18 protein-coding genes, 1 tRNA gene and 2 pseudogenes are annotated in these 26,698 nt (G+C 62.8%); 14 read left to right on the top strand and 7 right to left on the bottom strand.

Translation table 11 applies throughout. The features are described from left to right. Positions 1–155 precede the first annotated feature (155 nt). The 6 genes from BLS13_RS18940 (at position 156) to BLS13_RS18970 (ending at position 6,262) form a co-directional block, all read left to right on the top strand. Entirely contained in the window at positions 156–950 is a 795-nt protein-coding gene (locus BLS13_RS18940; RefSeq protein ID WP_256325984.1) for a tetratricopeptide repeat protein, read from the top strand. A 110-nt stretch (positions 951–1,060) separates the two neighbouring features. Further along, positions 1,061–2,434: a class II 3-deoxy-7-phosphoheptulonate synthase gene (locus BLS13_RS18945; RefSeq protein ID WP_093454475.1), complete on the top strand. Its 1,374-nt coding sequence runs from the start codon at positions 1,061–1,063 to the stop codon at positions 2,432–2,434. Between the two features lie 71 nt (positions 2,435–2,505). Beyond that, a tRNA-Glu gene (locus BLS13_RS18950) sits at positions 2,506–2,580 on the top strand. Between the two features lie 452 nt (positions 2,581–3,032). After that, positions 3,033–4,262, top strand: coding sequence for a multidrug effflux MFS transporter (locus BLS13_RS18960; protein ID WP_176943685.1), 1,230 nt, complete (start codon positions 3,033–3,035; stop codon positions 4,260–4,262). 243 nt (positions 4,263–4,505) lie between these two features. After that, on the top strand, positions 4,506–5,309 hold the full coding sequence (locus BLS13_RS18965) for a PEPxxWA-CTERM sorting domain-containing protein (RefSeq protein WP_176943686.1): 804 nt from the start codon (positions 4,506–4,508) through the stop codon (positions 5,307–5,309). A 260-nt stretch (positions 5,310–5,569) separates the two neighbouring features. Continuing rightward, positions 5,570–6,262: an SDR family NAD(P)-dependent oxidoreductase gene (locus BLS13_RS18970; protein ID WP_093454481.1), complete on the top strand. Its 693-nt coding sequence runs from the start codon at positions 5,570–5,572 to the stop codon at positions 6,260–6,262. Between the two features lie 137 nt (positions 6,263–6,399). Here the strand turns inward: BLS13_RS18970 and BLS13_RS18975 are convergent, their stop codons facing one another. Then, positions 6,400–6,801: a hypothetical protein gene (locus BLS13_RS18975; protein WP_256325978.1), complete on the bottom strand. Its 402-nt coding sequence runs from the start codon at positions 6,799–6,801 to the stop codon at positions 6,400–6,402. Continuing rightward, positions 6,802–6,990: pseudogene (locus BLS13_RS21275) on the bottom strand (TetR/AcrR family transcriptional regulator); the annotation flags it as partial. Between the two features lie 377 nt (positions 6,991–7,367). On the opposite strand from BLS13_RS21275, the gene BLS13_RS18980 reads away from it, so the two are divergent. Then, positions 7,368–9,842, top strand: coding sequence for a TonB-dependent receptor domain-containing protein (locus tag BLS13_RS18980; RefSeq protein ID WP_093454484.1), 2,475 nt, complete (start codon positions 7,368–7,370; stop codon positions 9,840–9,842). Between the two features lie 96 nt (positions 9,843–9,938). Further along, the gene (locus BLS13_RS18985; RefSeq protein WP_256325979.1) at positions 9,939–11,762 is read left to right on the top strand and encodes a methyl-accepting chemotaxis protein; all 1,824 of its coding nucleotides are present in this window, start codon (positions 9,939–9,941) and stop codon (positions 11,760–11,762) included. A 176-nt stretch (positions 11,763–11,938) separates the two neighbouring features. Here BLS13_RS18985 and BLS13_RS18990 read toward each other — a convergent pair whose 3' ends face one another. Then, positions 11,939–12,370 carry a DUF2147 domain-containing protein gene (locus BLS13_RS18990; RefSeq protein WP_256325980.1) on the bottom strand — a complete coding sequence of 144 codons (432 nt, stop codon included), beginning with the start codon at positions 12,368–12,370 and terminating at the stop codon, positions 11,939–11,941. A gap of 271 nt (positions 12,371–12,641) precedes the next feature. On the opposite strand from BLS13_RS18990, the gene BLS13_RS18995 reads away from it, so the two are divergent. Continuing rightward, positions 12,642–13,949, top strand: a complete 1,308-nt coding sequence (locus tag BLS13_RS18995) for a spinster family MFS transporter (RefSeq protein ID WP_143012019.1) — start codon at positions 12,642–12,644, stop codon at positions 13,947–13,949. 33 nt (positions 13,950–13,982) lie between these two features. Here the strand turns inward: BLS13_RS18995 and BLS13_RS19000 are convergent, their stop codons facing one another. Continuing rightward, complete coding sequence (locus tag BLS13_RS19000) at positions 13,983–15,068, bottom strand: DUF2332 domain-containing protein (RefSeq protein WP_256325981.1); 1,086 nt, start codon at positions 15,066–15,068, stop codon at positions 13,983–13,985. 479 nt (positions 15,069–15,547) lie between these two features. Between BLS13_RS19000 and mgtA the strand changes: the two genes are divergently transcribed. Beyond that, the gene (mgtA, locus tag BLS13_RS19005; RefSeq protein WP_256325982.1) at positions 15,548–18,154 is read left to right on the top strand and encodes a magnesium-translocating P-type ATPase; all 2,607 of its coding nucleotides are present in this window, start codon (positions 15,548–15,550) and stop codon (positions 18,152–18,154) included. Here mgtA and BLS13_RS19010 read toward each other — a convergent pair. Further along, a complete protein-coding gene (locus BLS13_RS19010) occupies positions 18,060–18,503 on the bottom strand; it encodes a response regulator (RefSeq protein ID WP_093454489.1) in 444 nt (147 codons plus the stop codon). The genes mgtA and BLS13_RS19010 overlap by 95 nt on opposite strands. 329 nt (positions 18,504–18,832) lie before the next feature. Here BLS13_RS19010 and BLS13_RS19015 point away from each other — a divergent pair, with 329 nt between their 5' ends. The 4 genes from BLS13_RS19015 (at position 18,833) to BLS13_RS19030 (ending at position 25,447) form a co-directional block, all read left to right on the top strand. Next, positions 18,833–19,012 (top strand): chemotaxis protein CheB, encoded by a 180-nt coding sequence (locus tag BLS13_RS19015; RefSeq protein WP_093454490.1) that lies wholly within the window; start codon positions 18,833–18,835, stop codon positions 19,010–19,012. Continuing rightward, positions 19,012–23,178 carry a CheR family methyltransferase gene (locus tag BLS13_RS19020; protein ID WP_093454492.1) on the top strand — a complete coding sequence of 1,389 codons (4,167 nt, stop codon included), beginning with the start codon at positions 19,012–19,014 and terminating at the stop codon, positions 23,176–23,178. The genes BLS13_RS19015 and BLS13_RS19020 overlap by 1 nt, the downstream gene beginning before the upstream one ends. A gap of 71 nt (positions 23,179–23,249) precedes the next feature. Then, the gene (locus tag BLS13_RS19025) at positions 23,250–24,167 is read left to right on the top strand and encodes an SDR family NAD(P)-dependent oxidoreductase (protein WP_093454493.1); all 918 of its coding nucleotides are present in this window, start codon (positions 23,250–23,252) and stop codon (positions 24,165–24,167) included. 68 nt (positions 24,168–24,235) lie between these two features. Next, positions 24,236–25,447 (top strand): CaiB/BaiF CoA transferase family protein, encoded by a 1,212-nt coding sequence (locus BLS13_RS19030; RefSeq protein WP_093454494.1) that lies wholly within the window; start codon positions 24,236–24,238, stop codon positions 25,445–25,447. 150 nt (positions 25,448–25,597) lie between these two features. Here BLS13_RS19030 and BLS13_RS19035 read toward each other — a convergent pair whose 3' ends face one another. Beyond that, complete coding sequence (locus tag BLS13_RS19035; RefSeq protein WP_256325983.1) at positions 25,598–26,392, bottom strand: hypothetical protein; 795 nt, start codon at positions 26,390–26,392, stop codon at positions 25,598–25,600. 211 nt (positions 26,393–26,603) lie between these two features. Then, positions 26,604–26,698 (bottom strand): annotated as a pseudogene (locus tag BLS13_RS20490) (IS5/IS1182 family transposase); the annotation flags it as partial.

Genomic DNA, 26,698 nt, shown 5'->3' on the forward strand with positions numbered 1-26,698 from the left:
CAAAGAGAGCAATCACCTTATCTGCGGGACGGGTGATACTGATCCTTGCCGCCCTGATTGCTCTCCTGGCAATTGCCCTTCCGATTCTCCGATCTCCAAAGGCAACGCCAACCGCTGCATCGGACTTACAGAAGCCGGTCAGCGACGTGCCATCGATGATCGCCGGCCTCGAAAAGAAGATGGCAGCCAATCCCGCCGACCCGGAAGGGTGGAACATGCTGGGATGGTCTTATTATAATGTCGGCCGCTATGCGGACGCGGTGAAGGCCTATCGCCACGCCGCCGATCTCGAACCGAAAAACCCGGTATATTGGTCAGCGCTGGGCGAAGTGCTGGTACTGGCCGGGCCGGGCGGCGTTACGCCCGATGCGGCGCAGGCCTTCGCCAAAGCGCTCGCCATCGATGCGAAAGACTATCGTGCACGCTATTTCACCGGCGTGAAACAGGATCAGGATGGCGATCATAAGGGCGCGCTCGATCGGTGGATCGCCCTGTTGAAGGACGCGCCCGCCGGCGCCCCCTGGGAGGATGCCGTCCGTACGGTGATCGATCGCGTATCCAAGGCGAATCACATCGACGTGGCCGATCGCCTGCCCCCGCATCTGGCGGCACCGGCGCCGACTTCGGCACCGCCCCTGGCCCCCGGTGAGGCCGTCGCCACGGCAGCTATTCCGGGCCCTACCGCAAGCGATATGCAGGCCGCCAACGGCATGACGCCGGGCGAGCAGAATGCGATGGTGCAGAGCATGGTCGATCGGCTCGCGGCCCGACTCGCGGCCAATCCGCGCGATGGCGATGGCTGGATCCGGCTGATGCGCGCGCGCATGGTCCTCAACGATCCCAACGCAGCGCACGCCGCACTGATCAAGGCCAAGGCCGCTTTTGCGGGTGACGCGTCAGAGATTGCCCGATTGGATTCGGCCGCGCAGACGTTGGCCGTCCCCAAATAGCCATCGGGATGCGGGGCTGAAAAGCCCGCATTGCATGGCCACAAGCTGCGCTGTGCTTGCCTTTGGCAAGGCGGTGGAGCATTGGGGCGCCCGAAAGGACTTCCCTGAATATGGCCAAGAACTGGACGCCCGATAGCTGGCGGACCCACCAGGCAGTACAAATGCCGACCTATCCGGACGCCGCCGCACTGGCGGGCGCGGAGCGCGAGCTTGCGGGTTATCCGCCGCTCGTATTTGCCGGCGAGGCCCGCGAATTGCGCGCCGAGCTGGCGCAGGTTGCTGCCGGCAAGGCCTTTCTCCTTCAGGGCGGCGATTGCGCCGAGAGCTTCGCCGAACTCCACGCGAACAATATTCGCGATACCTTCCGCGTCATTCTGCAGATGGCGGTGGTGCTGACCTATGCGTCCAAGCTGCCGATCATCAAGGTCGGCCGCATGGCGGGTCAGTTCGCCAAACCGCGCTCGGCCGACATGGAAGAAATCAACGGCGTGGCGCTGCCCAGCTATCGCGGCGATATCATCAACGACATCGCCTTCACCGAAGCCGGCCGCGCGCCCGATCCGCAGCGCATGATCCGGGCCTACACCCAGTCGGCGGCAACGCTCAACCTGGTGCGCGCATTCGCACAGGGCGGCTATGCCAACCTGCATCAGGTCCATGCCTGGACGCTCGATTTCATGGGCCGCAGCCCGTGGGCCGCGCAATATCAGCAGGTGGCCGAGCGGATCGGCGATGCGCTGGACTTCATGGCGGCCTGCGGCGTCGATCCCGAAACCACGCCGCAACTGAAGGGCACGCAATTCTATACCAGCCATGAGGCGCTGCTACTGCCTTATGAGCAGGCGCTGACCCGCGAGGACAGCCTGACCGGCCAATGGTATGATACGTCGGCGCATTTCCTGTGGATTGGCGACCGCACCCGTTTCGAAGGTTCGGCGCATGTCGAATATCTGCGCGGCGTCGGCAACCCGATCGGCATCAAATGCGGCCCCAGCCTCGATCCGGACGCGCTGCTGCGCCTGCTCGACACGCTCGATCCGGCCCGCCAGCCCGGCCGCATCACGCTGATCACGCGCTATGGCTATGACAAGATCGAAAAGCACATGCCCACGCTTGTTCGCGCCATCCAGCGCGAAGGCCGTCCGGTCATTTGGTCATGCGATCCGATGCACGGCAACGTGGTCAAGGCCGCCAACGGCTACAAAACCCGCCCGTTCGACAGAATTCTGGCAGAGGTGCGCGGCTTCTTCGCGGTCCACCGCGCAGAAGGTACGCATGGCGGCGGCATCCACGCGGAAATGACGGGCCAGAACGTCACCGAATGCACCGGTGGCGCCATGGCACTCACCGACGAGAACCTCGCCGATCGCTACCACACGCATTGCGATCCCCGGCTGAATGCGGGCCAGTCGATCGAACTGGCCTTCCTGCTGGCCGAGATGCTCAACCAGGTGATGCGCGAACGCGAACGCGCAGCGGCCTGACTCGCCGCAAAGGCCATTCTTCCGGTTGACGGCGGAAGCACGCTTCCATATGGAGCGCGCTTCCGCTGCACGGCCCCTTCGTCTAGCGGTTAGGACGTCGCCCTCTCACGGCGAAAACACGAGTTCGATTCTCGTAGGGGTCACCATTTCATTTTTTTTGAATGATTGAGCAGCCTCAGAGACGTAAATGTCTCACAATTTTACCCCGGCTTGTTCTCTAGAACGCTGGCCTTGGTCATCCTCAGAAACAGGCGTGAAATCTGAGCTACGATGGGGCGCCTGAAGCCCCACAAGCCACCGCCTATTGCGATCGGCCACGCCGTCGCGGACAAGGGGCTGAGGATCGTTTCGACACCCTCAAATAAGACCGGCCAGTCAATTCCCATTCCCGCTTCCCCGCTTCCCCGTGTTCCCACCGTCACGCATTGGCATGTCATTTCCCAAACACCTATGTCGTGCCGACTTGGCCGACCTCTCCAGCAAATCGCCTGCCGCCACAGGGGACTATGGGCCGCGTCGCTTCCACCACGACGGATTCTCTCCGTGGCCCGGTTTCGCGGGGCTGGCGCAACCGCCTTGTTCGGTTTAACCGCCGCCGATGACAGTCACCGACACGCCACATCCCGAACTGCACCGGCACGAATTCGTGGCCCTGATCGCGGCAATCATGGCGGTGAACGCGCTCGGCGTCGATCTCATGCTCCCGGCGCTGCCGGCGATCGGGCGTGATCTGGCAGTCCTTGGCGCGAATGCGCAGCAATGGGTGGTCACCGCTTATATCTTCGGCCTGGGCGTCGGCCAGCTGCTATACGGTCCGCTTGCCGATCGCTACGGGCGCAAGCCTGTCCTGCTCTCGGCGCTCGCCGGCTTTGTCGCGGCGAGCCTATTTGCCGCTACGGCTCAGGGCTTCGCAGCGCTGGTCGCCGCCCGCGTCCTGCAAGGCAGTCTTGCGGCAGCGAGCCGGGTGCTGTCGGTAGCGTTGGTGCGCGACTGCTATTCGGGGCGACGGATGGCGCAGACGATGTCGCTTGCGCAAATGGTGTTCTTTCTTGTGCCGATCCTCGCACCCACAATCGGCCAGGGGCTGCTGCTAATTGGTCCGTGGCGCTTCATCTTCTACGTACTGGGTGGCTTCGGGGCCGCCGTGTTCGGCTGGGCCGCGCTCCGCCTCCCCGAAACGCTGCCGCATGCAGCGCGGCGACCAATATCGCTCGACTCGCTCGGCTCCGCTTATCGGATCACGCTCACCGACCGCTTCTCGGTCGGCTATGCCCTGGCCGGCGCATTGACCTTCGGCGCAATCATTGCTTTCGTCTCGTCGTCCGAGCAGATCTTTGTCGACACATTCCACCAGGGCAAGCGCTTCACCTTGCTGTTCGGCCTGTGCGCGCTCGCGATGAGCTTCGCATCGTTCGCCAACAGCCGCCTCGTCGAACGGCTCGGTACGCGGGTGATCTCGCACAGTGGTATCATCTGTCTGATCCTGCTTTCGATCACCCATGCCCTGATCGTCTGGTCGGGAATGGAGACACTTTGGACCTTTGTTGCCCTGCAAGCGCTAAGCCTCGTCTGCATCGGCCTATGCGGCGCCAATTTCGGGGCGATGGCCATGGCGGCGGTCGGCCATGTCGCGGGCACCGCCTCCTCGATCCAGGGGTTCATCACCACCCTCGTCGCCGCCGCGATCGGATCGGCGATCGGCCAGTCCTATGACGGTACGACATTGCCGCTCGCCGGCGGCTACCTGTGCATCGGTCTCGGCGCGATCACGCTCATCTGGTTTGTCGAAGGCGGTCGGTTGTTCCGGAGCAGGCTGGTGCGGGATTGACGGGCTTCCATCGTCGACCAGCCTTGCAAGGCCGCAATGCGCTCGCCTTTGCTTCGTCGGGCTATTTTACAACAAAGTCGACTACACGCCGGCGTAATTCATATAATCCGCTGATTACAGGTCGCATTTCACTTCTGGCGCAAAACTTGCTGTAAATTAAACAGTCTGTCATCGAATGTAATAGGCGGCGGGCCGATCGGTAGATCGGTTGGTCAATGAATGCCGGTTGGGGGAACGTGGGCGATGGTGAAAAGTCTAAAGGCAGTGGCGGCAGGCGCGATCATAGCCGCAACGATGGCGCTGCCATCGACCGGCGCGCTGGCGACCACGGTCATCGCAACGCTCGAAGGCAGCGATGCCGGCGGGACGGTAACGCGCCACATCGCTTCTGGCTTTGGATCCTCCTCGTCGGGTATCAATCTCGCAGCGGAGCGCTTCGATCTGCTGGCCACAGGCGGAACCGACGTGCAGGATCTTGCCGGACCGGGCGCCGTCGACGAATTTTTCGCGTTCTGCGTCGAACCGCGCGAATATATCTATCAGGGCCAGTCGGTCACCTACGCCATGTCGCCGCTGGCCAGTGCCGCGATGAGCAGCATCGGCGGCATCGGCACGGTCAAGGCCGATCAGATCGCAGAACTGTTCGGCCGCTTCCAGTCCAATCTCGCGGCACCGATGTCCAATGTCCAGGCCAGCGCATTGCAGATCGCGGTCTGGGAAATTACCCGCGAGTTCAGCACCAACGCGTTGAGCGTCTATAATGGCAACGTGTTCTACGATGTCGGCTCGGATAATCCCGGTGGCGCGCTCAGCCTCGCGCAAACCTATCTGAGCGCGATCAATGGCAGCGGCCCGCGCGCCCAGGGCCTGCGCGCACTGACGTCTGAAGGCGGCCAGGACCTTCTCGTTCAGGTCGTCTCTGCGGCGCCGGAACCGGGCACGTGGCTCATGATGATCGGCGGCTTTGGCATGATCGGTGGAATCGCACGGCGGAAACGCAATATGGGGTCGTCAGGGCTCGGTCGGGCATTCGCGCCGGCAAAGTAGATATGCTAATCTATTTGTATGATTTCGCAGATCAGAGTTTGACAATGCTCGATCTGATTTGATCAACGCTCTGCATTCCGAGAATCCCCTCGGGATTTTCCATCACGTGTACCCACGGTTGGGCAGAGGCGTGCGGACGCGATCCGGTTAAGGCTATATGCGGCCCTCCGCCTCCCGGGGGTGACGAGACCGGGACAATATTTCTATACGCCACCGCTGAGAGCCGGCAAATTGGCGGCGAATCTGCAGGGAGAATATTCATGACCAATCGTAGCATCATCGTCACCGGGGGGTTCGGCGCGCTGGGGCGCGTCGTCGCAGCCGCGTTCGCCGCGGCGGGCGATCGCGTCGCCCGCGTGGATTTCGCAGCGACAGCGCCCGATAGCCCTGCCGGCATGCTCGATATCGGCGGCGTGGACCTCACCGATGGCGCTGCCGCCGCCGCCGTTTGCGAACAGGTGACCGCAGCCTTTGGCGGTATCGACGTGCTGGTCAACATTGCCGGCGGCTTCACCTGGGAGACGTTGAACGATGGCAGCATCGCAAGCTGGCAGCGCATGTTCGCAATGAATGTCGGCACGACCGCCACAATGACGAAGGCCGCCCTCCCCGCGCTGCTTACCCGTCCGGGCGCCCGGATCATCAATATCGGTGCCGGCGCCGCCATCAAGGCGGATGCGGGCATGGGTGCATATGCCGCCTCCAAGGCGGGCGTCCATCGTCTTACCGAAAGTCTCGCCACCGAGCTCGCCGGCAAGGGCATCACCGTCAATGCGGTCCTTCCCAGCATCATCGACACGCCCACCAATCGCGCCGACATGCCCGACGCCGATACCAGCAGTTGGGTCCTCCCGCAGACAATCGCCGACCTCCTCCTGTTCCTCGCTTCGCCCGCATCGCGCGGCGTCACCGGCGCGTTGATACCGGTCACGCGCAGCGGCACCGAAGCATAGGCCGAATGTCGAGATGATGTGGGACCGATCGGCAGCCGCTGCATGCCCATCGGCCCCACATCATCGATGCCACGTATTTCGCCGGGCGGAGCAGAAAAGCTACCCGCATCGGCGAACGCTCGGCGGGATTGCCGTCCTTATTTGGGTCGGTTGCCGACGGGCGCCAGACCGAGAAGGAGCAGATTGAGCGCTTCCTCGACGCTCACCGCCACATTGTCTCCATGGCTTCCCAGGCCACCGCCTGCGATCATCAGAACCGCGCGATGCGTATCGCCGATCTCGAAACTGTCGCGGACGAGCCCCGCCTTTTTGGCCCGCTCCAAGGGATCGGTAAGAATCCGCTCAACACCCGACCTGAAACCATGGACTGACGATGGCGTCTGTCGATGCACCGACACGATTTTGCCCAGCCCGCCCGATGCGAGCGTTTTGACGGCGAGAAGCCGCAACCCCAGGAGGAACGCATCGTCCCGCCCGGCCCACTGGGCGACCTGTTGGGCCAGGTCATCGATGTGAACGTGCATCACGGCGATGGTCACGGCCTCGCGCGTAGGGAAATTGCGGTATAGCGTTGGCCGGCTGACATCGGCCCGTTCCGCTATTCTTTCGAGCGGTACCTCAAAGCCGTCGCTGGCATATAATTCTACGGCCGCCTGGATCAGTCGCTCCCGCCGCTCCTGCGCATCACGCCTGAGCGTCGTCCCCTTCGGTCTTTCAACTTTCCACATATGCGTCGCCGATTTCCTATCAAAATATAGCCTATACGGAAACCGAACGAGATCAAACGACAGCTGTGAACCGATATCCGATCATCGTGCCCAATCCTAACAGTCGTTCACGCGCGGGGCGCAGCAACATTCGTGCGACAATTTCCTAACGACTCCCGTGATATCGCAACCGAAACAAGACCGGCTTGGGAATATCTGCGAACGTGAATCGAAAAATTATATAGTAAGGCATTAATCACGGACGGCATAACGGCATGCCAATCACGCAAGTCTATGCGTATTTTCCCCCGTTAGCGATCGATCCGCGAGGTAAGACGTCCTTAACCACTCATCCCCTAAAGCCCTTCCACCACATGAAATTGGGTTTAGGGGTATAAATGAAAATCCTTCGTCTTCTGCTGACAGTAGCACCACTCGCGCTCGCTGCCCCGGCCTGGGCAGATGAGGCCGATCCCGCAGCATCCGCCAAGCCGGTAGCCAGCAAAGCCAACACGAGCGATATGATCACCACGGGTGTGGCGCGCGGACGCGACCGCCTGGACAGCGCGACATCGACAAGCTCGATCAAGGAAGGCGAGATTGAGAAAACAGGCGCGCGCTCGCTCGCCGAACTGCTGCGTAACATCCCCGGCCTCCGGGTCGAATATGGCTATGGTGGCGAAGGCCAGGCGAGCATTTCGGTTCGCGGCCTTCCGCTCGCCAATGGTGGCGCCAAGTTCCTTCAGCTGGAAGAAGACGGGCTGCCCGTCCTCGAATTCGGCGATATCGCGTTCGCCACGGCCGACAGTTTCCTTCGCGCCGATCTCAACATCGCGCAGATCGAATCGATCCGCGGCGGCTCATCCTCGACCTTTTCGTCCAATTCGCCGGGCGGCATCATCAACCTGATCTCGAAGACGGGCGACGTCGAAGGCGGCTCGGTCCAGGCCAGCACTGGCCTCGACTATGAAAGCTATCGCCTGGACTTCGACTATGGCGCGAAGATCACCGATACTCTGCGCTTCCATTTCGGCGGCTTCTACCGTCAGGGCGAAGGCCCCCGCCGTGCCGGCTATGATGCCTATAAGGGCGGCCAGTTCAAGTTCAACGTCACCAAGCAGTTCGAGGGCGGCTATATCCGCCTGTACGGAAAATATCTGGACGACCGCTCGCCTTATGTCCTCAATCAGATAGCAGGGGTCTCCGGTACGAATTCCAATCCGGTCTTCAGCGATCTTCCAAATTATGAGGCGAATAAGGATACGCCTTTATCGCGTTACCTGACCCAGAATATAACGCTCGATGAAAACAACAATATCACCAAAACCGATCGTCGGGATGGCTCACACTCAGTCTCCAAATCCATAGGTGTCGAAGCTCAGTTTGAGGTCGCCGACTGGACGATCACCGAGCGCTTCCGTTACTCGGGTAATTCGGGCAGCGTGAACACGAACCTGATCGCGACAGCCAGCCCTGCGCAGGCGCTCGCCAACAGCTTCGCAGGCCCCGGAGCAATCCTGTCGTACGCGACCGGCCCGAATGCCGGCCAGGTTATTTCCAACCCGGCGGCGCTCAACGGCAATGGCCTGATGGAGCTGCTTGTCCCGATCGACACGCGTCTCAACAATCTCGACAACATGACCAACGATCTGCGCGCCAGCCGCGTCTGGGATATCAGCGGTGGCGAACTCACCGCCACGGCTGGATTCTATAAAGCCAGCCAGAACATCAACACGGTGTGGCAGTGGAGCACGGTCTTTGCCGACGTGATCGGCGGTGGCAACACCAACCTGATCAACCTGACGACCGCGGGCGGCGTTCCGCAGACTCAGAACGGCTATTTCGCATTCGGTACGGCGGGCATCGGCGGGCAGCGCCACGACATTTATGACGTACACTATAACGTCAACGCGCCCTATGGCTCGCTCAACTATCACATCGGCAAGATCGCGATCGGCGCAAGCATCCGCTATGATTTCGGCGATGCGGGCGGCTCGCTGGTCGGTTCGGAACTAGGCACCTGCCCGACCGGCAACCCGACCTGCATCACCAGCCGCGACATCAACGGCGACGGCGTGATATCGGCCGCGGAACGGCGGGTTTCCTATTTCCCGATCACCACCCCTGGTCCGCTCAACTACGATTATCACTATGTGTCCTATTCGACCGGGATCAACTATCGCGTGGCAGAGCCGTTCTCGGTCTTCGCCCGCTACAGCCGCGGCGGCCGTGCGGCCGCCGACCGCATCCTTTTCGGCAACATCGTGAACCCGGTTACCGGTACGCTGTACCGCCAGAGCACGGCCTATGATCCGGTAAAGCAGGCCGAAATCGGTCTAAAATATCGCAAGAGCGGCCTGACGCTGAACGTGACCGGTTTCTGGGCGAAGACTCACGAAACCAATATCGGCATCGATCGCGGCTATCGTGCCTTTGGTGCCGAGTTTGAGGGCGGCTACCGCAGGGGCATCTTCAGCATCAACGCGGGCGCCACATATACCAACGCCAAGATCACGGGTGACTCGGTCAACGCGGCCACTGTCGGCAACACCCCCAAGCATCAGCCGACGTTCATGTATCAGGTGATGCCGCAGATTGACGTGGGCCGTTTCACCGCCGGCAGCGACATTCTCGGCGTAACCAGCGCCTATTCGGCCGACGTGAACCAGTTGAAGTTGCCGGGCTATGCTGTCGTCAACGCCTTCGCCCAATATCGGCCTGTGCCGCGGGTGACAGTGTCGGTCAACGGCAACAACCTGTTCAACGTGAAGGGCGTGATGGACGCCGATGCCAGCATCCCGGCCAGTGGCCGCGCACGGATCATCGGCATCAACGGTCGTTCCATTCAGACTTCGTTGAGATTTGATTTCTGAAACTGAAAACCCCGCTCCGGAAGTCATATTCAATATGATCTCCGGAGCGGAGACTGCAATGCCTCTCATCCGAAAGCTAATCTGATGTTCAAATCTATGAGCATTCCAAGGAAGCTGGGCCTGTCCTTTTTCGTGATTTGCGCATCCGCCGCAGTCATGATGGTCGTATTCTTCGTGAATATCGCGATGATCAGCACGTCGACCAATCGGAACAATCTCAGTCAGTCGATCTATGCGAAGGCACTTGCGCTGGACACCGCGATCCTTCGCCAGAACAGCCAGTTTCGCGGCTATCTGGTTACGGCCGACGACAGCTATCTGAAGTCCTATTATGAGGGACGCGACGACTATGACCGCACCTCTGCCGAGCTCGAGGCCCTTCTGACCGACCCCGCGAGACGCGATCTCGTCCTGGAATCTCGCAAAGAAACGCTCGCATGGCGAAAAAATTGGGGCGACCGGCTCGTCGAGTGGGTGCGTGCGGGTCGACGCGATGAAGCGCAGGAAGCGGTTCGTTCGGCAGGCAAGGCCGCCCTGGTAAGCGCCGCGGTACTGCCGCTGCGCAATATTCGCGACGTCGAGACCCAACTGATCGAGAAAAATAGCGCACGTCAGGAAACCGCGATCATCATCGCGATGATCACGTTGATCATCGGCGGCATCGCGCTGATTGGCATCGCCGTCAAATTGGCCATGATGCTCAGCCAGATGATCGCACGCCCGATCACCAACCTGACGAATGCGATGGCCGAACTGGCCGCAGGCGAGAACAACGTGGTCGTGCCCGATACCGATCGCGCCGATGAACTTGGCAACATGGCCCGCGCGGTCCTGGTGTTTCGCGATGCGGCCATCGCCAAGCGAAAGGCCGACGCCGTGCAGGAGCATGTGGTCCATGCGCTGGGTGCCGGTCTCGAGGCCATTGCCGGCGGCGACATGACCTATCAGATCGCGCAGCCTTTTCATGGTGACTATGATGGCCTGCGGCTGACCTTCAACAGCACAGTCGAAGGACTGGAGCGCAGCCTGTCACAGGTTTCCGGTTCCGCACAGAGCGTGCATGCTGGCTCCACCGCGATCCGGGCGGCTTCGGAAGACCTTTCGCGCCGAACCGAGCAGCAGGCGGAGTCGCTCGCGGAAACCACCGCTGCGATGGACAAGGTAACCGGCATGGTCGGCGATACGGCGCGCGCCGCCGCCGAAGTGCACGGCTCGATCAATGCGGCCCACAAGGATGCCACCGAAGGCGGCCAGGTTGTGGCCAAAGCGGTCAGCGCGATGGATGCGATCGAGAAAAGCAGCCAGGAAATCGGCCAGATCATCAATGTGATCGACGGCATCTCGTTCCAGACCAACCTCCTCGCCCTCAACGCGGGTGTCGAGGCCGCCCGTGCGGGTGACGCAGGCAAGGGCTTTGCCGTGGTCGCCAACGAGGTGCGCGCATTGGCCCAGCGCTCGGCGACAGCCGCCAGGGATATCAAGACCCTGATCACCACGGCGTCCGGCCAGGTGGTTCACGGGGTTAGCCTGGTCGGTGAAACCGGCAAGATGCTTGACCGCATCGTGACCAAGATCGCCGATGTCAACGTGCTGATCAACGACATCGCCAATTCGACCAACACACAGGCCGCCAACCTGAAACAGGTCAACGGAGCGGTGGTCGACATGGACAAGCTCACGCAGCAGAATGCGGCAATGGTGGAGGAAAGTACCGCCGCGGCACGCCGGCTGGCGGACGAAGCCGACGAACTCGCAGCGCTCGTCTCGCGCTTCCAGCTCGGAACGACGGCCCCCACCGCCCGGACCAAACCCGCCGCATCCCCGCGACCGATCCCCCGCCCCGCGGCGGCGGCGGCGCGACATCGGGCGGCGGGCAATCTCGCGGTCAAGATCGACGAGGACGACTGGACCGACTTCTGATCGGCCGTCCCCGCTGAAAGTCCTTGGCAATCATCTATCCTCCGGCGCCTCGTGCGCCGGAGGATTTGCCGTTTTCACCCTGAACGGGTTCCGTCTCGAACGTGCCCCGGATGCTGCGGCGCCATCGCGGGAAGCGCTACGCGCCCCAGGACTGGCATCGATCGCGTGCCGCCAGCCTAGATCGCAGGTTGCCAGAGCGGACCCGTGCACAGGAATGCGATGCAGCCTTCCACCTTGAGGCTCCCGTCCGCTTCGCGCGTGAGCCTGGCGTTGTAGCTCTTCCCCGATTCCGGGTTATAGATTCGGCCCTTCCACTGCGTTCCTGCATCTACGAGATCCGTCAGGATATAGGTTCCCTCAATGGGGTTGCTGCGCTTTTTCGGATCGGGATTATTGATATCGAACTTGGATCGCCCTGGCTGCGGCTTCAGGACCCGCACGATCCTGCCGCAAACGGCTTTGCCGCAAGGCTCGATCTGAACCATCGCCTTGCTGTCTTCGGTGAGCCACCTGCCTGTAACCGGTCGCGCCGAATAGGCGGGCAGAGCCAGCGCGAGCAATGTCGCGGCGAGCGCAATCCCCCCAAATCCCATGATGTTCCGCGCCATGCTCTTCGCTCCCAGACCGGGTTGATTTGGGCGCGAATTAACCGCCCCGCAATAAGGTGGCAACCGCGCGCTGGCGGTGCATTACGCTTCACCGCCGCCGGGGGTGATGAGGTGAGGCCGTCGACGAAGCAGCCGACATGGCTTTGCAGCCACGCGTTCGACGTTCTATGCCCTCCTTAGGTGATTGCGATTCGCGATCCGGCGACAATGCGCGCCCATCTGGCTGATCATTCGGATCTGCTGGTTCACAAAGCTATACCAAGGAAGCCTGATGTTCGATAAATCGCGATCGGATGAGCAACTCGGCGCACATCCATTGGCGGCCGGAAGCCCATCCTCGTCGAAAATCCCGGCGGCGAGCTGGTATGCACTGGCGGTGCTGACCTTCATCAACATTTTCGGCTATATGGACCGCATCGCGCTTTCGATGCTGATGCAGCCCATCAAGCTCGAACTTCATCTTTCCGATCAACAGCTCGGTCTGCTTTCGGGCATCGCATTCGCCTTGTTCTATGCGATCCTCGGCATTCCGCTTGCCCGATTGGCCGATCGTTCCTCGCGTGTGAGACTGATCTCGATCTGCCTGACTCTCTGGAGCACGATGACGGCATTAAGCGGCTTCGCACAGAATTATACGCAGCTTTTCCTCGCGCGGATCGGCGTCGGTATCGGTGAAGCGGGCTGCGTACCGCCAGCGCATTCGCTGATCGGCGATTATTTCCCCCGCGCGAAGCGCGCGCTCGGCGTCAGCCTGTTCAATGCCGGCGCGGCCGTCGGGGTGAGCGTCGGAATGTTCGCCATCGGCGCTATGGGCGAAACGCTGGGCTGGCGCGCGTCGCTGCAGATCGTGGGGCTGATGGGTCTGCCGCTGGCGGCGCTGACATTTCTGACGCTGCGCGAACCGGCGCGACCCAAAATTGAGAAAGCGGACGCGGAATCGGCATTCCAGTCGATCGGCGGCTTGCTGCGTCGCCCCGCCTTCGTGCACCTGGCGATTGCTTTCTCGCTGGGGCAAGTCGCCACGCATGGCTTTTCGCAATGGGCCCCGACCTTCCTCATCCGCAGCTTCAACATGGGCATGGCCGAGATCGGCGCATGGATCGGCGCCATCAGCGCAGGGGGCGGCGTGCTCGGCGTGGTGGTTGGCGGCCTGCTCGCGGCGAAGCTGATCCCACGCGATCCCCGCTGGGAACTGTGGCTTCCGGGCGGCGCGCTGGCGACGTGCACTCCGCTGTTCGTGGTGATGGTTTTGAGCCCATTCGCGTGGCTGGTATTGCTGCTGAAAATGCTTATCGCATTTTTTGGGGCGATCTCATCAGGCGTCGCTATCGCGGCGGTGCAATCCTTTGCCGAACCCACGCGACGGGCGACCGCGGTGTCGCTGGTGCTGTTCCTTTCTGCATTGCTGGGCGGCGGGGCCGGACCGTATCTGATCGGGCTGGCGAGCGACCTTCTGGAGCCAGCCTTCGGCAAGGAAAGCCTGAGATATGCGTTCCTGATCGCAGCCACGATGCTGACATGGGCGGCGATTCACTATCTTCTCGCCGCCCGCCATTCGCTCAAAGACCGGGTGAACTGAGATCAGCCCTGACGCGAGGTGGCGGCAGCCTCTTCAACCCCGCCAGGCGACCCAATCGCCATAAGGGTGGCAGGTGGCCAAATGGCGGGTCTCGCCGGTCGGCCAGCAGGTCAGGCGCAGTTGCACTTCGCTGCGGGTCGGCGTCCATTCGAAGCTGACCCAGGCCAGCGGACGCTCGACCGTGGCGCGCGACCCGGCTTCGGCGATCATATCGATCACTGCGTTGCGACCGGGCTCGGTCAGATATTGCAGGACCATGGAATGGAAAACGACGCGGCTCAGGCCGGCGCGCTGCGGGAGATCGAGCTGCTGTTTGAGCCACACGACGGCATCGCCCTGTTCCACCCTCGGAGGATACATGCGCGCCACCTCGAGGGCGCGTTGCAGGCGTCGCGCGCGATCGCGCTGGTCGGCCCAGACGAACGACAGCAGCCGGTCGCGCATCGTATCGTCGGATGGATCCAGCGGCCTGAGGTCAACCCCCCGCGCGGAAACCACCTCCACAGTCTCAAGCGGCGGCGGCGAACCTGTCCACTTCGGCGCGATATGGACCGGCGAACCGGGCATTCCCGCAGCGACGCCGCCCAGATCATAAGCATAACGTGCCAGATTGAGGTTGAGGCCGCCGCTCGATCCGATCTCCAGCAACTCCACCGGCAGGCCAGTCTCCTGCCGCACCACCATCAGCGCCGAGAGAATCGACGCCGCGCGCCCCACCTCATTCGTTTGCGGCGGATCACGCATCCACTTCGCGACAAAATCATCCTCGGCGGCGAGCGCACCACCGATGGCTCCGTCAAAATCGTCATGCTCGAGCCGATAAAGAGCGCTCAATCGATCGATGTGCCCCTGCCGCGCCAACGCGTGCAGCGCCCCATTGAAGCGCATGGCGAGAGCGGCGGTGGCGCTGTTGCCGTCCCATGCGGCGATCAGGGCAGCGGTATGCGGCGCATGGTATAGCTGGCGCTCACCGGCCTCCAGCACGGAAGCGACGAAAGACGATCCCAGCTCCCGGGTCACATCGGCATAGCGTGACAATGCCCCCAAATTTCCCATGTCTGCCATATCGTCGTCATACTCTTTGGTTGCGCGGAAACCGTCGGAGGGCGATGCCCCCATTTCTCGGTCCCCCGAATTCATCTCTATGCCTGCCTGGCAGCAGATCCTCCCCCTTTCCAAACACATCACCGATGAGCGCCACCGTCTGCACGAAAGGCTTCTGTCAGACGCGCATCTGCATATCGAAACAGGGTGATACCGATTGTCATTCGGTTTCTCCCGACAATCCAAAGATAGGCGGGTCATGTTAACGGCTGGTAAATTACCGAGGGTCTTTGGCAGTTATCTGCGCGGTTCGGCGCCTTTCGGCGTCTTTGCCGGATTGCCGCAAAGCGTTTTGCACAGTCCGCTGGACGTCTGGACGTTGTTGGGCCCGTGCGCGATCCGGGACGGCCAGCTGCGTCAGGCCGAACACAATTCGTCACGCTTGCGGACAGCTTGCGGAAAGGTCGATATGATCGCGAGATCATACAGACACGGTACGGCATTTTCTATCAAGGTGCCCCCCGGTCCGGCGGTCGTGGGGAGCGAGAGGCGCGATGAAGCAGGCACCGCAATCGAGCATGCCCCAGCCGGTCCAGAACAAGAACTCCGCCAGGAATGGGGAAGCGCCGTTCTGGACACGTTCGGCGGATGACCTTTGCGGCGCGCTTCGATGTGGCAAGGAAGGGCTAAGCGCGTCGGAGGCGAAGCAGCGGTTCGGGCTTCATGGCCCTAACGCCGACGCCGCCCACAAGCCGGTCAGTGCATTCAAGGCTATATCGCGGCGCCTGCTCGAACCCTTGTCGCTGATCCTGCTGGCGGCCGCAGTCGTTTCCGGCGGGACCGGCGACATTGTCGGCGGATCGATCATCGCAGCAATTCTGATCCTGTCGATTGGCCTCGACACGTTTCAGGAAGGGCATGCTGTCCGCGCGGCGGAGGTACTGCGCCAGTCTGTCGCACTGACGGCCGAAGTGAAGCGCGATGGCGCTTTTGTGCAGATCCCGGTCGACGGTGTGGTCCCGGGCGATCTGATCAGGGTGCGCGCGGGCGATATCATTCCCGCCGACGGCCTGGTGATCGACAGTGCTGCCTTTACCGCCAATGAAGCGGCGCTGACCGGGGAACCCTATCCGGTCGAGAAGCGCGCCGGACCGTCAGCGGGCCCATCAGCGACCGAGGCGTCAGGCGCACTGTTTCGGGGTGCCGTCGCCCAGACGGGCGAGGCGACCGCACTGGTCGTCAATACCGGGCGGTCGACGATCTTCGGCGCCGCCGCCGCGGCACTGGGCGACGCCACCGAAAAATCTCCGTTCGAAAGCGATCTGCATGCCTATGGCCTGCTCACCGCCCGCCTGACGATGGGGCTGGTGCTGATCGTGCTGGCGACGAGCGTGTTCTTCGGCCGCCCCGTGCTGCAGTCGCTGTTGTTCGCGGTCGCGCTCGCGGTGGGGCTCACCCCCGAACTGCTGCCGATGATCACGACCGTCACCTTGTCGCGCGGCGCGATGCGCATGGCGAAGCGCAAGGTGATCGTGAAGCGGCTCGCCTCGATCCATGATCTGGGTGCGATGACGGTATTGTGCACCGACAAGACCGGAACGCTGACCTCCGCCGAAATAACCCTCGCGCGCAGCCTGACTCATCTGGGCGCGGACGATCCGCGGCCGGGCCGTCTCGGCATGATCGCGGCGATACTGGGCGGCGACCGGGGGGCGCTGGATGCCGCGTTGATCGCCAGCGAACCGCAAGGTGCCGCAGCCTGGAATCTGCTCGGGCGCCACGCTTTCGACTTTTCCCGCCGTCTCGGGTCGGTGCTAGCCGACGGGCCCGAAGGCCAGGTGCTGATCGCCAAGGGCGCGCCCGAGGCGGTACTCGCCTTGTGCACCGCCTTCCGCAGTGCCGGCGCGACGACGGGGATGGGCGAGGCTGAACGCACGGCTGCACTGGCGCAGGTTCACATGCTTGCCGAACAAAGCGGCTTGCGGACGATCGCCATAGCCTCGCGGCCATGGACGGGCCCCGCACGCGAACTGGGCACAGCGGACGAGGTCGATCTGATATTCGAAGGCTTTTGCGCCTTCGCGGACCCGCCCAAGCCGACGGCCGCCGCCGCCATCGCCCGGCTCGCCGCCGCCGGCATCCGGTTGAAGATCCTGTCGGGCGACGATCCGGTGGTGGTCAAACGGCTGGCCGGGCTGGTTGGGCTGAGCGCGGACCGAGTGCTGTCCGGCACCGATATCGCTCATCTCAGCGATGACGCGCTGGCGATTCAGGTTCGCTCGGTCGACGCCTATGGCCGGCTGGCGCCCGATCAGAAATCGCGGCTGATCCGGGCGCTTCAGGCAGGTGGCGCCGTCGTGGGCTATCTGGGCGACGGGATCAACGACGCCCCGGCGCTGAAGGCCGCCCATATCGGCCTGTCGGTATCCGGTGCGACCGGCGTGGCGCAGGCCGCCGCCGACATGATCCTGCTCGATTCCGACCTGGCTGTCGTCGCCGACGGCGTCGAGGAGGGCCGCCGGACATTCGCCAATATCCTCAAATATGTGCGGATGGGCGCGAGTTCGAATTTCGGCAACATGCTCTCGATGGCGGTGGCGTCCCTGTTCCTGCCCTTCCTCCCCATGCTGCCGACCCAGATCCTGCTCAACAACCTGCTCTACGACATATCCGAGATCGGGATCCCGTTCGATTCGGTGCGCCCGGAAGCGGTCGCGCAGCCGCAGGTCTGGGATATGCGCGCGCTGATCCGCTTTGCCGCGATCATGGGCCCATTATCGTCGGTGTTCGATCTGCTCACCTTCGGCGGCCTGCTCATCCTGTTCCACGCGGCGGCGCCCGAATTCCGGACGGCGTGGTTCCTCGAATCGATGGCGACCCAGATTCTGGTGATCTTCATCATCCGCACCAATGGCAGGCCATGGGCGGACCTGCCGCGCCCCGCGCTGACAGCGACATCGCTGGGCGCTCTGCTGGTCGCGATGGTCCTCCCGTTCACGCCGCTCGCGACGATGTTCGGGTTTCAGTCGCCGCCGCTCGCGATGACAGCGGGCATATTTTCGCTCGTCACAGTCTATCTGATCCTGGCGGAGCTGCTGAAACAGGCCGCGATCCGCCCGTCGGTGATACGGCGGCGGCGCTTGCGTCAAACGGCCGGGTGAGGCGCGCCTTCGCAATGCCCTGGGTGAGGTCGTTGAGGGTGAATGGCTTGCCGATCACGACCGCATCGCCGGGCATGTCCAACATCCGCATCGGATCACCGGTAATATACAGATGCGGCACGAAGCCATGGCGAAGGATCTTCGCCATGGCGGATCCGCCGCTGCCCTCGTCAAGCTGTCCGTCCACGATCATCAGATCGGGGCCGCACCGCGCCGCCGCCGCTACGGCCTCCGCCTCGGTGCGGGCAATCGCAGTGACATCATGCCCCATGCCGATCAGCAAGTCCGCAAGGTCCATGGAGATCAGCGCATCATTCTCGACGATCACGATCCGCAATTTTTCGTTCATCAACCGCCCCTGCCCCCGCCAGCTTCATCGGCCCGATCCGCAACGGCTCGCGCAATCGTCGCGCGCGAGCGAGTTGGGATAGCCGCTAGCCCGGAAATCGAACGGGTTCGGCGTGGTCCGGGTTCGACAGGTTCCTATCGTGCCTGGCCCGTTCCGGTTTAGCCTCGGAAACTACTCACGCGGTTGGAGCCTCGGCCCAATTGCCCGAAAAGCAACTATACGTAGTACGCCTTGTCCTGCGAGGTGCTACGCCGACGCGCATGGGTACGGAAACGCACGACTCGTTGGATTTCCGGCCCGGTGGAGAGAATCCCCCCGAGACTCTCCCCATGCCGGCCCCGGCATCGGCCCTTCCCGCGCGCGGCCCTCCCACGATCATACCGATTGTGGCGATCGGCGCCTCCGCGGGCGGGCTCGAAGCCGCATCGCGATTGTTCGAAGCCTTACCCGCGAATTTGGGGATGGCGTTCATCCTCGTCCAGCATCTCGATCCGAACCATCCGACCTGATGGTCGGGCTGCTCGCCGAACATACCGCGATGAAAGTCGTCCAGGCGGCCGATGGCTGCCTGCTTTCTGCAGATCATGTCTATATCATTCCGCCCGGACGCTATTTGACGGTTCGCGCGAACGTGCTGCAGCTGTCGGCCCAGCAAACCCGCCACGGGGCTCGCCTGCCATTTGATGCACTGATCAATTCCCTGGCGGACGAATCGAATTCCGACGCGGCATGCGTGATTCTGTCCGGCACCGGCGCCGATGGCAGCCAGGGCCTGCCGGCTTTCAAAGCCGCTGGAGGGTCCATTATCGCGCAGAGGCCCGAAGAGGCCGAATATGATGGAATGCCCCGCAGCGCGATCGAAACCGGTCTCGTCGATGCCATCTTGCCGTTAAAGGATATCCCGCAGGCGCTGGCAGCTTTTGCGCGGCGGAAAGGCCGCGGCGCAGGCGACACCACCGATCCCGATCGAAGCGCGGCATCGCCCCTCGCGCCGGCCGGCCTGGCGCAGATCGTGACATTTCTCAAGGAAACGGCGTCGCACGATTTCCATCAATATAAGCCGGGAACGCTTGAGCGGCGTATCGAACGCCGGATGGCGTTGCTCGCCATCGAACGGACCGATCTTGCGGCGTATCTCGATCTGCTGCGGAAGAATCCGGCCGAACGCGAACTGCTGGCAAAGGATCTGTTGATCAACGTCACCAGCTTCTTTCGCGATACCCAGATATTCGATGCCCTGGCGAAGACGGTAATCCCGGGGATCATCCACGCCCTGCCCGATCAGCAACCGCTGCGGATCTGGGTCGCGGGGTGTAGCACGGGCGAGGAAGCCTATTCGATCGCGATGATCTGCCGCGAGGCGATCGCGCAGGACGGCCGGAACATCAAGCTGCAGGTTTTCGCATCGGATGTCGATCCGGATGCGATCGCGGTTGCGCGCGAAGGCCTGTATCCGCTCGACATAAGCGGCCAGGTGAGACCCGATCTTCTCGCCCGCTTCTTCGTCAAGGATGATGCGGGATATCGGATCGCGACGGCGTTGAGGGGCGACGTCGTCTTCACCGTCCAGAACGTCCTTTCCGATCCGCCCTTCTCCCGGATCGATCTCGTATCGTGTCGTAACCTCCTGATTTACCTCAATGTCGAAGCACAAGCGAAAGTCATCTCGCTCTTCCATTTCGCCTTGCGAGAGGGCGGCATCCTGGTGTTGGGCTCGGCAGAGACCATCGGCAATAATGAGGGGCGGTTCGAGGTCATTGCCAAGGCCGAGCGCTTCTATCGGCACATCGTGCGCAGCCGCCCATCCGATGCCGGATTCCCGTTGAACTTTGGCGAAATGCTCCCTGCTTTGGCGACCCCCGACAGGAATATCGCATCCGCACGGCAGACCAGTCTCGCCGATCTGTGCCAGCGCGCCGTCCTGGCAAACCACGCGCCAGCCGCGATCCTTGTCAACCGCAACCGCCAATGCCTTTACTCTTTGGGCCCGACCGAACGCTATCTGCGTATCGCCCCCGGCTATGCCACGCTCGATCTGCTCGCGATGGCGACGCCCGCGCTCCGCACGAAGCTGCGCCTCGCCATCGACAAAGCCGGTAAGGCGCATCCCCGCGTTGACGGCGGACGAACCCGCCTGACCATCGATGGCGTCTCGATATGGTTCAGCATCGATGTCCAATATCTTGCCGGGGACGGCGAAGACCTGCTGCTCGTCTGCTTTGTCGAGGAAACCCGGCAACAAGCGGCGGCGCCTGCGAAGCGAACACGCTCCGATGGTGCGCGCATTGCCGAACTCGAACGCGAACTCGAGGCGACCCAGGCCGAACTCCAGGCGGCGATACAATCGCAGGAGTCGTCGAGCCAGGAGCAGAAGGCGATCAACGAAGAGGCGCTGTCGGTCAACGAGGAGTTCCAGTCGACCAATGAGGAATTGCTGACATCGAAAGAAGAATTGCAATCGCTCAACGAAGAACTCACCGCGCTCAACAGCCAGCTTCAGGAAACGCTCGAGCGGCAGCGGCTTACGTCGGACGATTTGCAGAACGTTCTGTACAGCACGAACGTGGGGACGTTGTTCCTCGATGCCGATCTGAAGATCCGCTTCTTCACCCCGGCGATCAAGGCACTCTTCAACGTCATTCCGGGGGATATCGGCCGGCCGCTGGCCGATCTTCATTCGATCGCGACCGACGACGATCTCGTTGCCGATGCACGGCAGGTTCTGGCCGATGAACGGCCGGTCGATCGTGAAATCAGCGCGCCCAATGCCACCTGGTTTCAGCGCCGGATCTTCCCCTATCGCGCGCATGACGGGCATCTCGAAGGCGTCGTCATCACATTTGCCGACGTCACCGATCGCAAGTTGATCGCCAGGGCGCTCGAAGCGTCGAAGACCGAGGCGGATCGCGCCAATCTCGCGAAATCGCGCTTCCTTGCGGCCGCCAGCCACGATCTCCGCCAGCCTTTGCAGTCGCTGACCCTGATCCAGGCCTTGCTCGCCCAATGCGTGGAAGGCGAACGCCCGCAAAAGCTGGTGGCCCGGCTCGATCAGACGCTGGGGGCGATGTCGGGCATGCTCAACGCGCTGCTCGATATCAACCAGATCGAAGCCGGCGTGATCGAGCCCAAAAGAACGACGTTCCGGCTATCCGACATATTCGATCGGCTGCGCGACGAGTTCACCTATCTGGCGCAGACACGCAGCCTTTCGCTGCGCATCCAGCCCAGTTCGGCGATGATCGAAAGTGATCCGCGCCTGCTCGAACAGATCATCCGCAACCTGCTCGGCAATGCCGTAAAATATACCAGAACCGGAAAAATCCTGCTCGGCTGCCGCCGCCACGGGGACACGCTGCGGATCGAGATTTGGGATACCGGCATCGGCATTCCCGCGAACGAACTTCATGCGATTTTCGAAGAATTCCATCAAGTCGGCAATCCTGCGCGCGAACGCAGCCTCGGCCTCGGCCTCGGCCTCACGATCGTACAACGGCTCAGCCTGTTGCTCGATCATGAAATCGACGTCCGATCGGTGCCGGGCAAGGGATCGGTTTTTTCGGTCATCGTGCGCTCCCTCGCCGTTCCCAGCGCCCGTGTGACACACCGCGTTGCATCAAATGGACCCGATCCAACGGGAAAGGTGCAGCACCACCGCTGCAAGATCGTGGTTGTCGACGACGATCCCGACGTGCTCGATCTGCTCGAACAGCTGCTCAAGGTGGAAGGCCATATCGTCAGGACGGCGGTCGACGCGGCGGCCGCGCTTGCCCTGGTTGCCGCCGGCGCGATCCGGCCCGAGATATTGCTGACCGACTATAATCTGCCCAACGGCATGGATGGCCTGGAACTGCTCGCAAAACTGCGCGACACGCTCCAGATTCGCGTGCCCGCCATCATCCTGACGGGCGACATATCCCGCAACGCGCTGACGAACATCGCCGAAAGCGACTGTGTCCAGCTCAGCAAACCGGTGAAGCGGCACGAACTGACCGCCGCGATCGAATGGCTGTTGCCGCAAAACGCCCCGCTCGCTCCCCCCGCCGTCAGATCGGATATCATCCATGTCGTCGATGACGACGGCGAAATCCGGGCCAGCATAAAGGATGTGCTCGAAACCGACGGCCGCATCGTCGAGGCCTATGCGAGCGCGGAGCAGTTCCTCGACAGCTATCGGCCGGGCGCCCAAGGCTGCCTTCTGGTCGATGCCCATTTGCCGGGGATCAGCGGCGTCGCGCTCATCGATACGTTGCGCAGGCGCGGCGACCACCTGCCGGCCATCCTGATTACCGGCGGCGGCGACATCGGGCTGGCGGTTGCGGCCATGCGAACGGGCGCCTGCGACTTTATCGAAAAACCGGTCGGCCGCGCCGAACTGCTGGCAAGCATCACGCGCGCGATCGAAGAGTCCCGTGACGTCCGGATCGCCGATGCCGCCCAGGAGGCCGCCGCCGGCCATGTCGCGAGCCTGACGGCACGCCAGCGTGGTGTGATGGACATGGTCCTCGCCGGCCATCCCAGCAAGAATATCGCCGCCGATCTGGGGATCAGCCAGCGCACCGTCGAAAATCATCGTGCGGCGATCATGCACAGGATGGGCGCCCGATCGCTGCCCGAACTGGCCCGCATGGCCCAGGCCGCCGCCGCGCATGGCCACCGCCCTTTGGCACTTTTCTAATCTTCGCCGCTGCCCTATCCCCCGGGTAAAGAGCGGAAACGCCAACGACAACCGAACAACGGAGAGGCACCATGAAAGAACTGCGCTTTGACGGCAGAACCGCGATCGTGACCGGTGCGGGCGGCAATCCCAGCCTGGGCCGCGTTTATGCCATGCTGCTCGCCGCACGCGGCGCCAATGTCGTGGTCAACGATATCGGCAGCAAGCACGCGCCGGGCGCGGCAACCGCGCAAGGCGTTGTCGACGAAATCGTCGCTCTGGGTGGCAAGGCAGTCGCCGACACCCATTCGGTCGCGACCGAAGCGGGCGCCAACGCGATCATCCAGACCGCGCTCGACGCGTTCGGGGGCGTCGACATTCTGGTCAATAACGCCGGGATCATCTTCAACACTGCCTTTGACGAAATATCCAGCACGGACATCCAGCGCACGATGGACGTCAACCTGATGGGGCCGATCTGGACGTCGCGCGCGGCATGGCCGCACATGAAGAAGGCGGGCTATGGCCGCATCGTCAATATCGTCTCCGGATCGATGTATGGTTTCGCATTGCAGGCGGCGTATGCGGCCAGCAAGGGCGGCGTCTATTCGCTCACGCGCGCCATGGCGACCGAAGGCAAGCGTCTGGGTATCAAGGTGAATTCCGTAGCGCCCGGCGCTTTCACCCGCATGGTGATCGGCTCGCAGGAAGAGGATTGCCGGACGTACCAGGGGACCAAAGCCCATATGCCCGCCGAAGTCGTTTCGCCGGCGGTGGCCTTTCTCGCGCATGAGGATTGCCCGGTGAACGGCGAATGTTTCGATGTCATGGCGGGCCACGTCCGCCGCATCTACATGGCGCAGACGCCGGGGATTTCGGTGCCCGACATTACGATCGAGAAGGTCGCCGCACGCTGGGACGAAGTGATGGCGGGAACGTCGCCGGATATCTTCCTGGTCACCGACTTTGACGGCTTCCAGCGTCACGACAAACCCTACAAACCATCCTAAAACCCGAACCGCTGCACCATCATCAAACGAAGCGGCAATGCCCCGCTCCGTGATCAGGGGGACTTCCAATGTACGACCTGCTGGACGGCGTTCGCGTTCTGGACGTCTCCCTGCTGGCCCCCTCGATGCTCGGCATGCGCCTGGCGGAGCTGGGCGCCGATGTGATCAAGGTGGAGCAGCCGCCGCACGGCGATCGCTATCGGACGTTGCTCGCGCCGTTCCGCGGCGTCGAGGGCGCGCCCGGCATCTTCCATCTCTTCGCCAATCGCGGAAAGCGCAGCCTGAGCCTCGATCTGCAGCAGCCGGCCGGCAAGGAGGTTTTCCTCGAACTGGTCGCCAGATCGGACGTCGTGATCGTCGGCATCCGGCCCAATGCCATGGATCGCTGGGGCCTCACTTATGAGGCCATGCGCGCCGTCAATCCGAAGATCGTGTACTGCCTGCTGTCGGGGCTGGGCTCCTACGGGCCCTATAAGGATCTCGGCACCCATGGCGCCTTCTTCGATTCCTACGCCGGGATCACGCCGGTGGAGTTCCGGGAGGAAGATGGCCTGCCCTATATCGGCGAATCGATGTCGGTGGGCACGATCGCCGCGGCGCTCTACGCCGCCACCGGCGTCCTTGCCGCGCTGCTGAAGGCGGGCCGCACCGGCCAGGGCAGCCGGCTCGAGGTCGCCCAGACCGACGCGGCGGTGCTGTTCCAGGTGAACCAGGCCGCCCCGATCGTCGCCGGCGAGCACCGCGCCGTCGGCAATCCCCGCGGCTCGCGCGATGCGGTGCGCTATCAGAATTACGAAACGAAGGACGGGAAATACATCATGTTCTTCCCGTTCGAAGCCAAGTTCTGGACCCATTTCTGCAAGGTCATCGACCGCCCCGATCTGCTGGGGGACACGCAGGCCGGCCGATCGGACGCGATGAACAACGACACCGGAAACGAGGCGCTCCGCCACGAGCTCGTCGCCATCTTCAAGACCCGCACCCAGGCCGAATGGACCGCCTTCTTCCTGGAGCATGACGTGCCTGGCGGCCCGATCTACGACATTCACGGCGCGCTGGAGGATCCCCACTTCCTCGCGCGCGGCAACGTCTTCGAACAGGACGTGCCGGGGATCGGGCCGATGCAGGCGATCGGCACGCCGATCAAGGTCGAAGGCCAGGATTTCGGCGTGCGCCCGGCCCCGCGCGCCGGCGAGCATAGCGACGAAGTGCTGCGCGACATCCTCGGCTATAACGACGGCCGCGTGGCGGCGCTGCGCGAACAGGGGATCGTGGGCTAGAGCGTCGAGCGATAGTCTTCTCCCGCTTGCGGGAACCGGGCAGTCCGGGGGACTGACTGATGTTTGGATGAGGGTCTTCTTCCGCTTTTTTTCAGCCTCTCCGCAAATGAGCGGCTGAAGCAGAATAAGACAGACCCGCGCCCGCGAACCTCATCGGCGCGGGCCGATCGGCACGCCGATCACCGCCTTCACCGTCCAGCGATCCGCATTCGCGCCATAGCCGCGCCCGATGCCCAGATTGAGGTCCCAGCGCCCCAGGCTGGTGTCGATCGTCGCATAGCTCGATTGCTCGCTGCTGCCGAAACGGCCCAGCGCGCGGAATTCGCCGACACCGGTAAAATTCTCGATGCCGATCGCGAATTTCGGCGACAGCGCGTAGCTGAGCTTGGTGGCGATCTCCAGCGAAGCGGGGCCGGGCGCCGGGCCCGAAACCGTAAAATCGATATTGGCATTGGCGGCCGCCGTCCAGCGCCCCCGCCGGATCCCCGCAATCCCCTTCAGTTCGGCATTATAAGGATTGATGTCGAGCTTGTGGCCGACGCGCCCGATCTCGAAATTGGCGCCGACAAACCATGCCTGCCCCGCGGGACGGGGCACGATATATTTCAACCGGAACTTGACCCCGTCGATACCGAACCGCCCGCCCCCCTCGATCGTCGCCAGCGGCAGATAGGCGCCGAGTTCCAGATTGCGCGTCAGGCCATAAGCGAATTCCGGCGTGATCCGCACGCGGTGCAGCGATGGCTGCTCGCCCGGATAATCGGCGCTCCGTTCGCCGCTCGCGACATAATTGCTATGGACATCGAGCCCGATTTCGCCGGGCGCCCCCATCTCATCCATATAGACTTGGATTTCCTCCGGCGCGGCAAGCGCCGGCGTTCCGGCGAACAGCGCCCCGGCGGCAACACCCGCCAGCGCCAGCCGCAGGCCCGCGTCAGCGCGCATGGGCAACATGCGCTTCATGCGCGTTCGAAAACGTCATCGTCTTATCTCCCCCAAGGACAACCGACGCACCCCCGCAATCCCCTCCGGCCGACCACACCGGCCGCCGCCCGCGGCAAACGCCGGCGCGACCTTATCATCGGCAATGTCCAATATCGATGACGTCAGGGGGGTTCGTCCCGCACACCATATTGTTATTGCCGCGCATCGACTGCTAGGTCGTAGACTCATAAGCGCGCAGCCACAGCCGCATTGAGGCGAGCTGGACCATGGCGAGGAAGTTGGCCGCGAGCTTGTCATAGCGGGTGG

It is taken from the genome of Sphingomonas sp. YR710 (assembly GCF_900101455.1).
Taxonomy (GTDB): domain Bacteria; phylum Pseudomonadota; class Alphaproteobacteria; order Sphingomonadales; family Sphingomonadaceae; genus Rhizorhabdus.

Coding starts and splice junctions, on each gene's coding strand:
- BLS13_RS18940 (WP_256325984.1), top strand. CDS start 156: ATGATCGCCGGCCTCGAAAAGAAGATGGCAGCCAATCCCGCCGACCCG.
- BLS13_RS18945 (WP_093454475.1), top strand. CDS start 1,061: ATGGCCAAGAACTGGACGCCCGATAGCTGGCGGACCCACCAGGCAGTA.
- BLS13_RS18960 (WP_176943685.1), top strand. CDS start 3,033: ATGACAGTCACCGACACGCCACATCCCGAACTGCACCGGCACGAATTC.
- BLS13_RS18965 (WP_176943686.1), top strand. CDS start 4,506: ATGGTGAAAAGTCTAAAGGCAGTGGCGGCAGGCGCGATCATAGCCGCA.
- BLS13_RS18970 (WP_093454481.1), top strand. CDS start 5,570: ATGACCAATCGTAGCATCATCGTCACCGGGGGGTTCGGCGCGCTGGGG.
- BLS13_RS18980 (WP_093454484.1), top strand. CDS start 7,368: ATGAAAATCCTTCGTCTTCTGCTGACAGTAGCACCACTCGCGCTCGCT.
- BLS13_RS18985 (WP_256325979.1), top strand. CDS start 9,939: ATGAGCATTCCAAGGAAGCTGGGCCTGTCCTTTTTCGTGATTTGCGCA.
- BLS13_RS18990 (WP_256325980.1), bottom strand. CDS start 12,370: ATGGCGCGGAACATCATGGGATTTGGGGGGATTGCGCTCGCCGCGACA.
- BLS13_RS18995 (WP_143012019.1), top strand. CDS start 12,642: ATGTTCGATAAATCGCGATCGGATGAGCAACTCGGCGCACATCCATTG.
- BLS13_RS19000 (WP_256325981.1), bottom strand. CDS start 15,068: ATGGGGGCATCGCCCTCCGACGGTTTCCGCGCAACCAAAGAGTATGAC.
- mgtA (WP_256325982.1), top strand. CDS start 15,548: ATGAAGCAGGCACCGCAATCGAGCATGCCCCAGCCGGTCCAGAACAAG.
- BLS13_RS19010 (WP_093454489.1), bottom strand. CDS start 18,503: ATGAACGAAAAATTGCGGATCGTGATCGTCGAGAATGATGCGCTGATC.
- BLS13_RS19015 (WP_093454490.1), top strand. CDS start 18,833: ATGCCGGCCCCGGCATCGGCCCTTCCCGCGCGCGGCCCTCCCACGATC.
- BLS13_RS19020 (WP_093454492.1), top strand. CDS start 19,012: ATGGTCGGGCTGCTCGCCGAACATACCGCGATGAAAGTCGTCCAGGCG.
- BLS13_RS19025 (WP_093454493.1), top strand. CDS start 23,250: ATGAAAGAACTGCGCTTTGACGGCAGAACCGCGATCGTGACCGGTGCG.
- BLS13_RS19030 (WP_093454494.1), top strand. CDS start 24,236: ATGTACGACCTGCTGGACGGCGTTCGCGTTCTGGACGTCTCCCTGCTG.
- BLS13_RS19035 (WP_256325983.1), bottom strand. CDS start 26,392: ATGCGCGCTGACGCGGGCCTGCGGCTGGCGCTGGCGGGTGTTGCCGCC.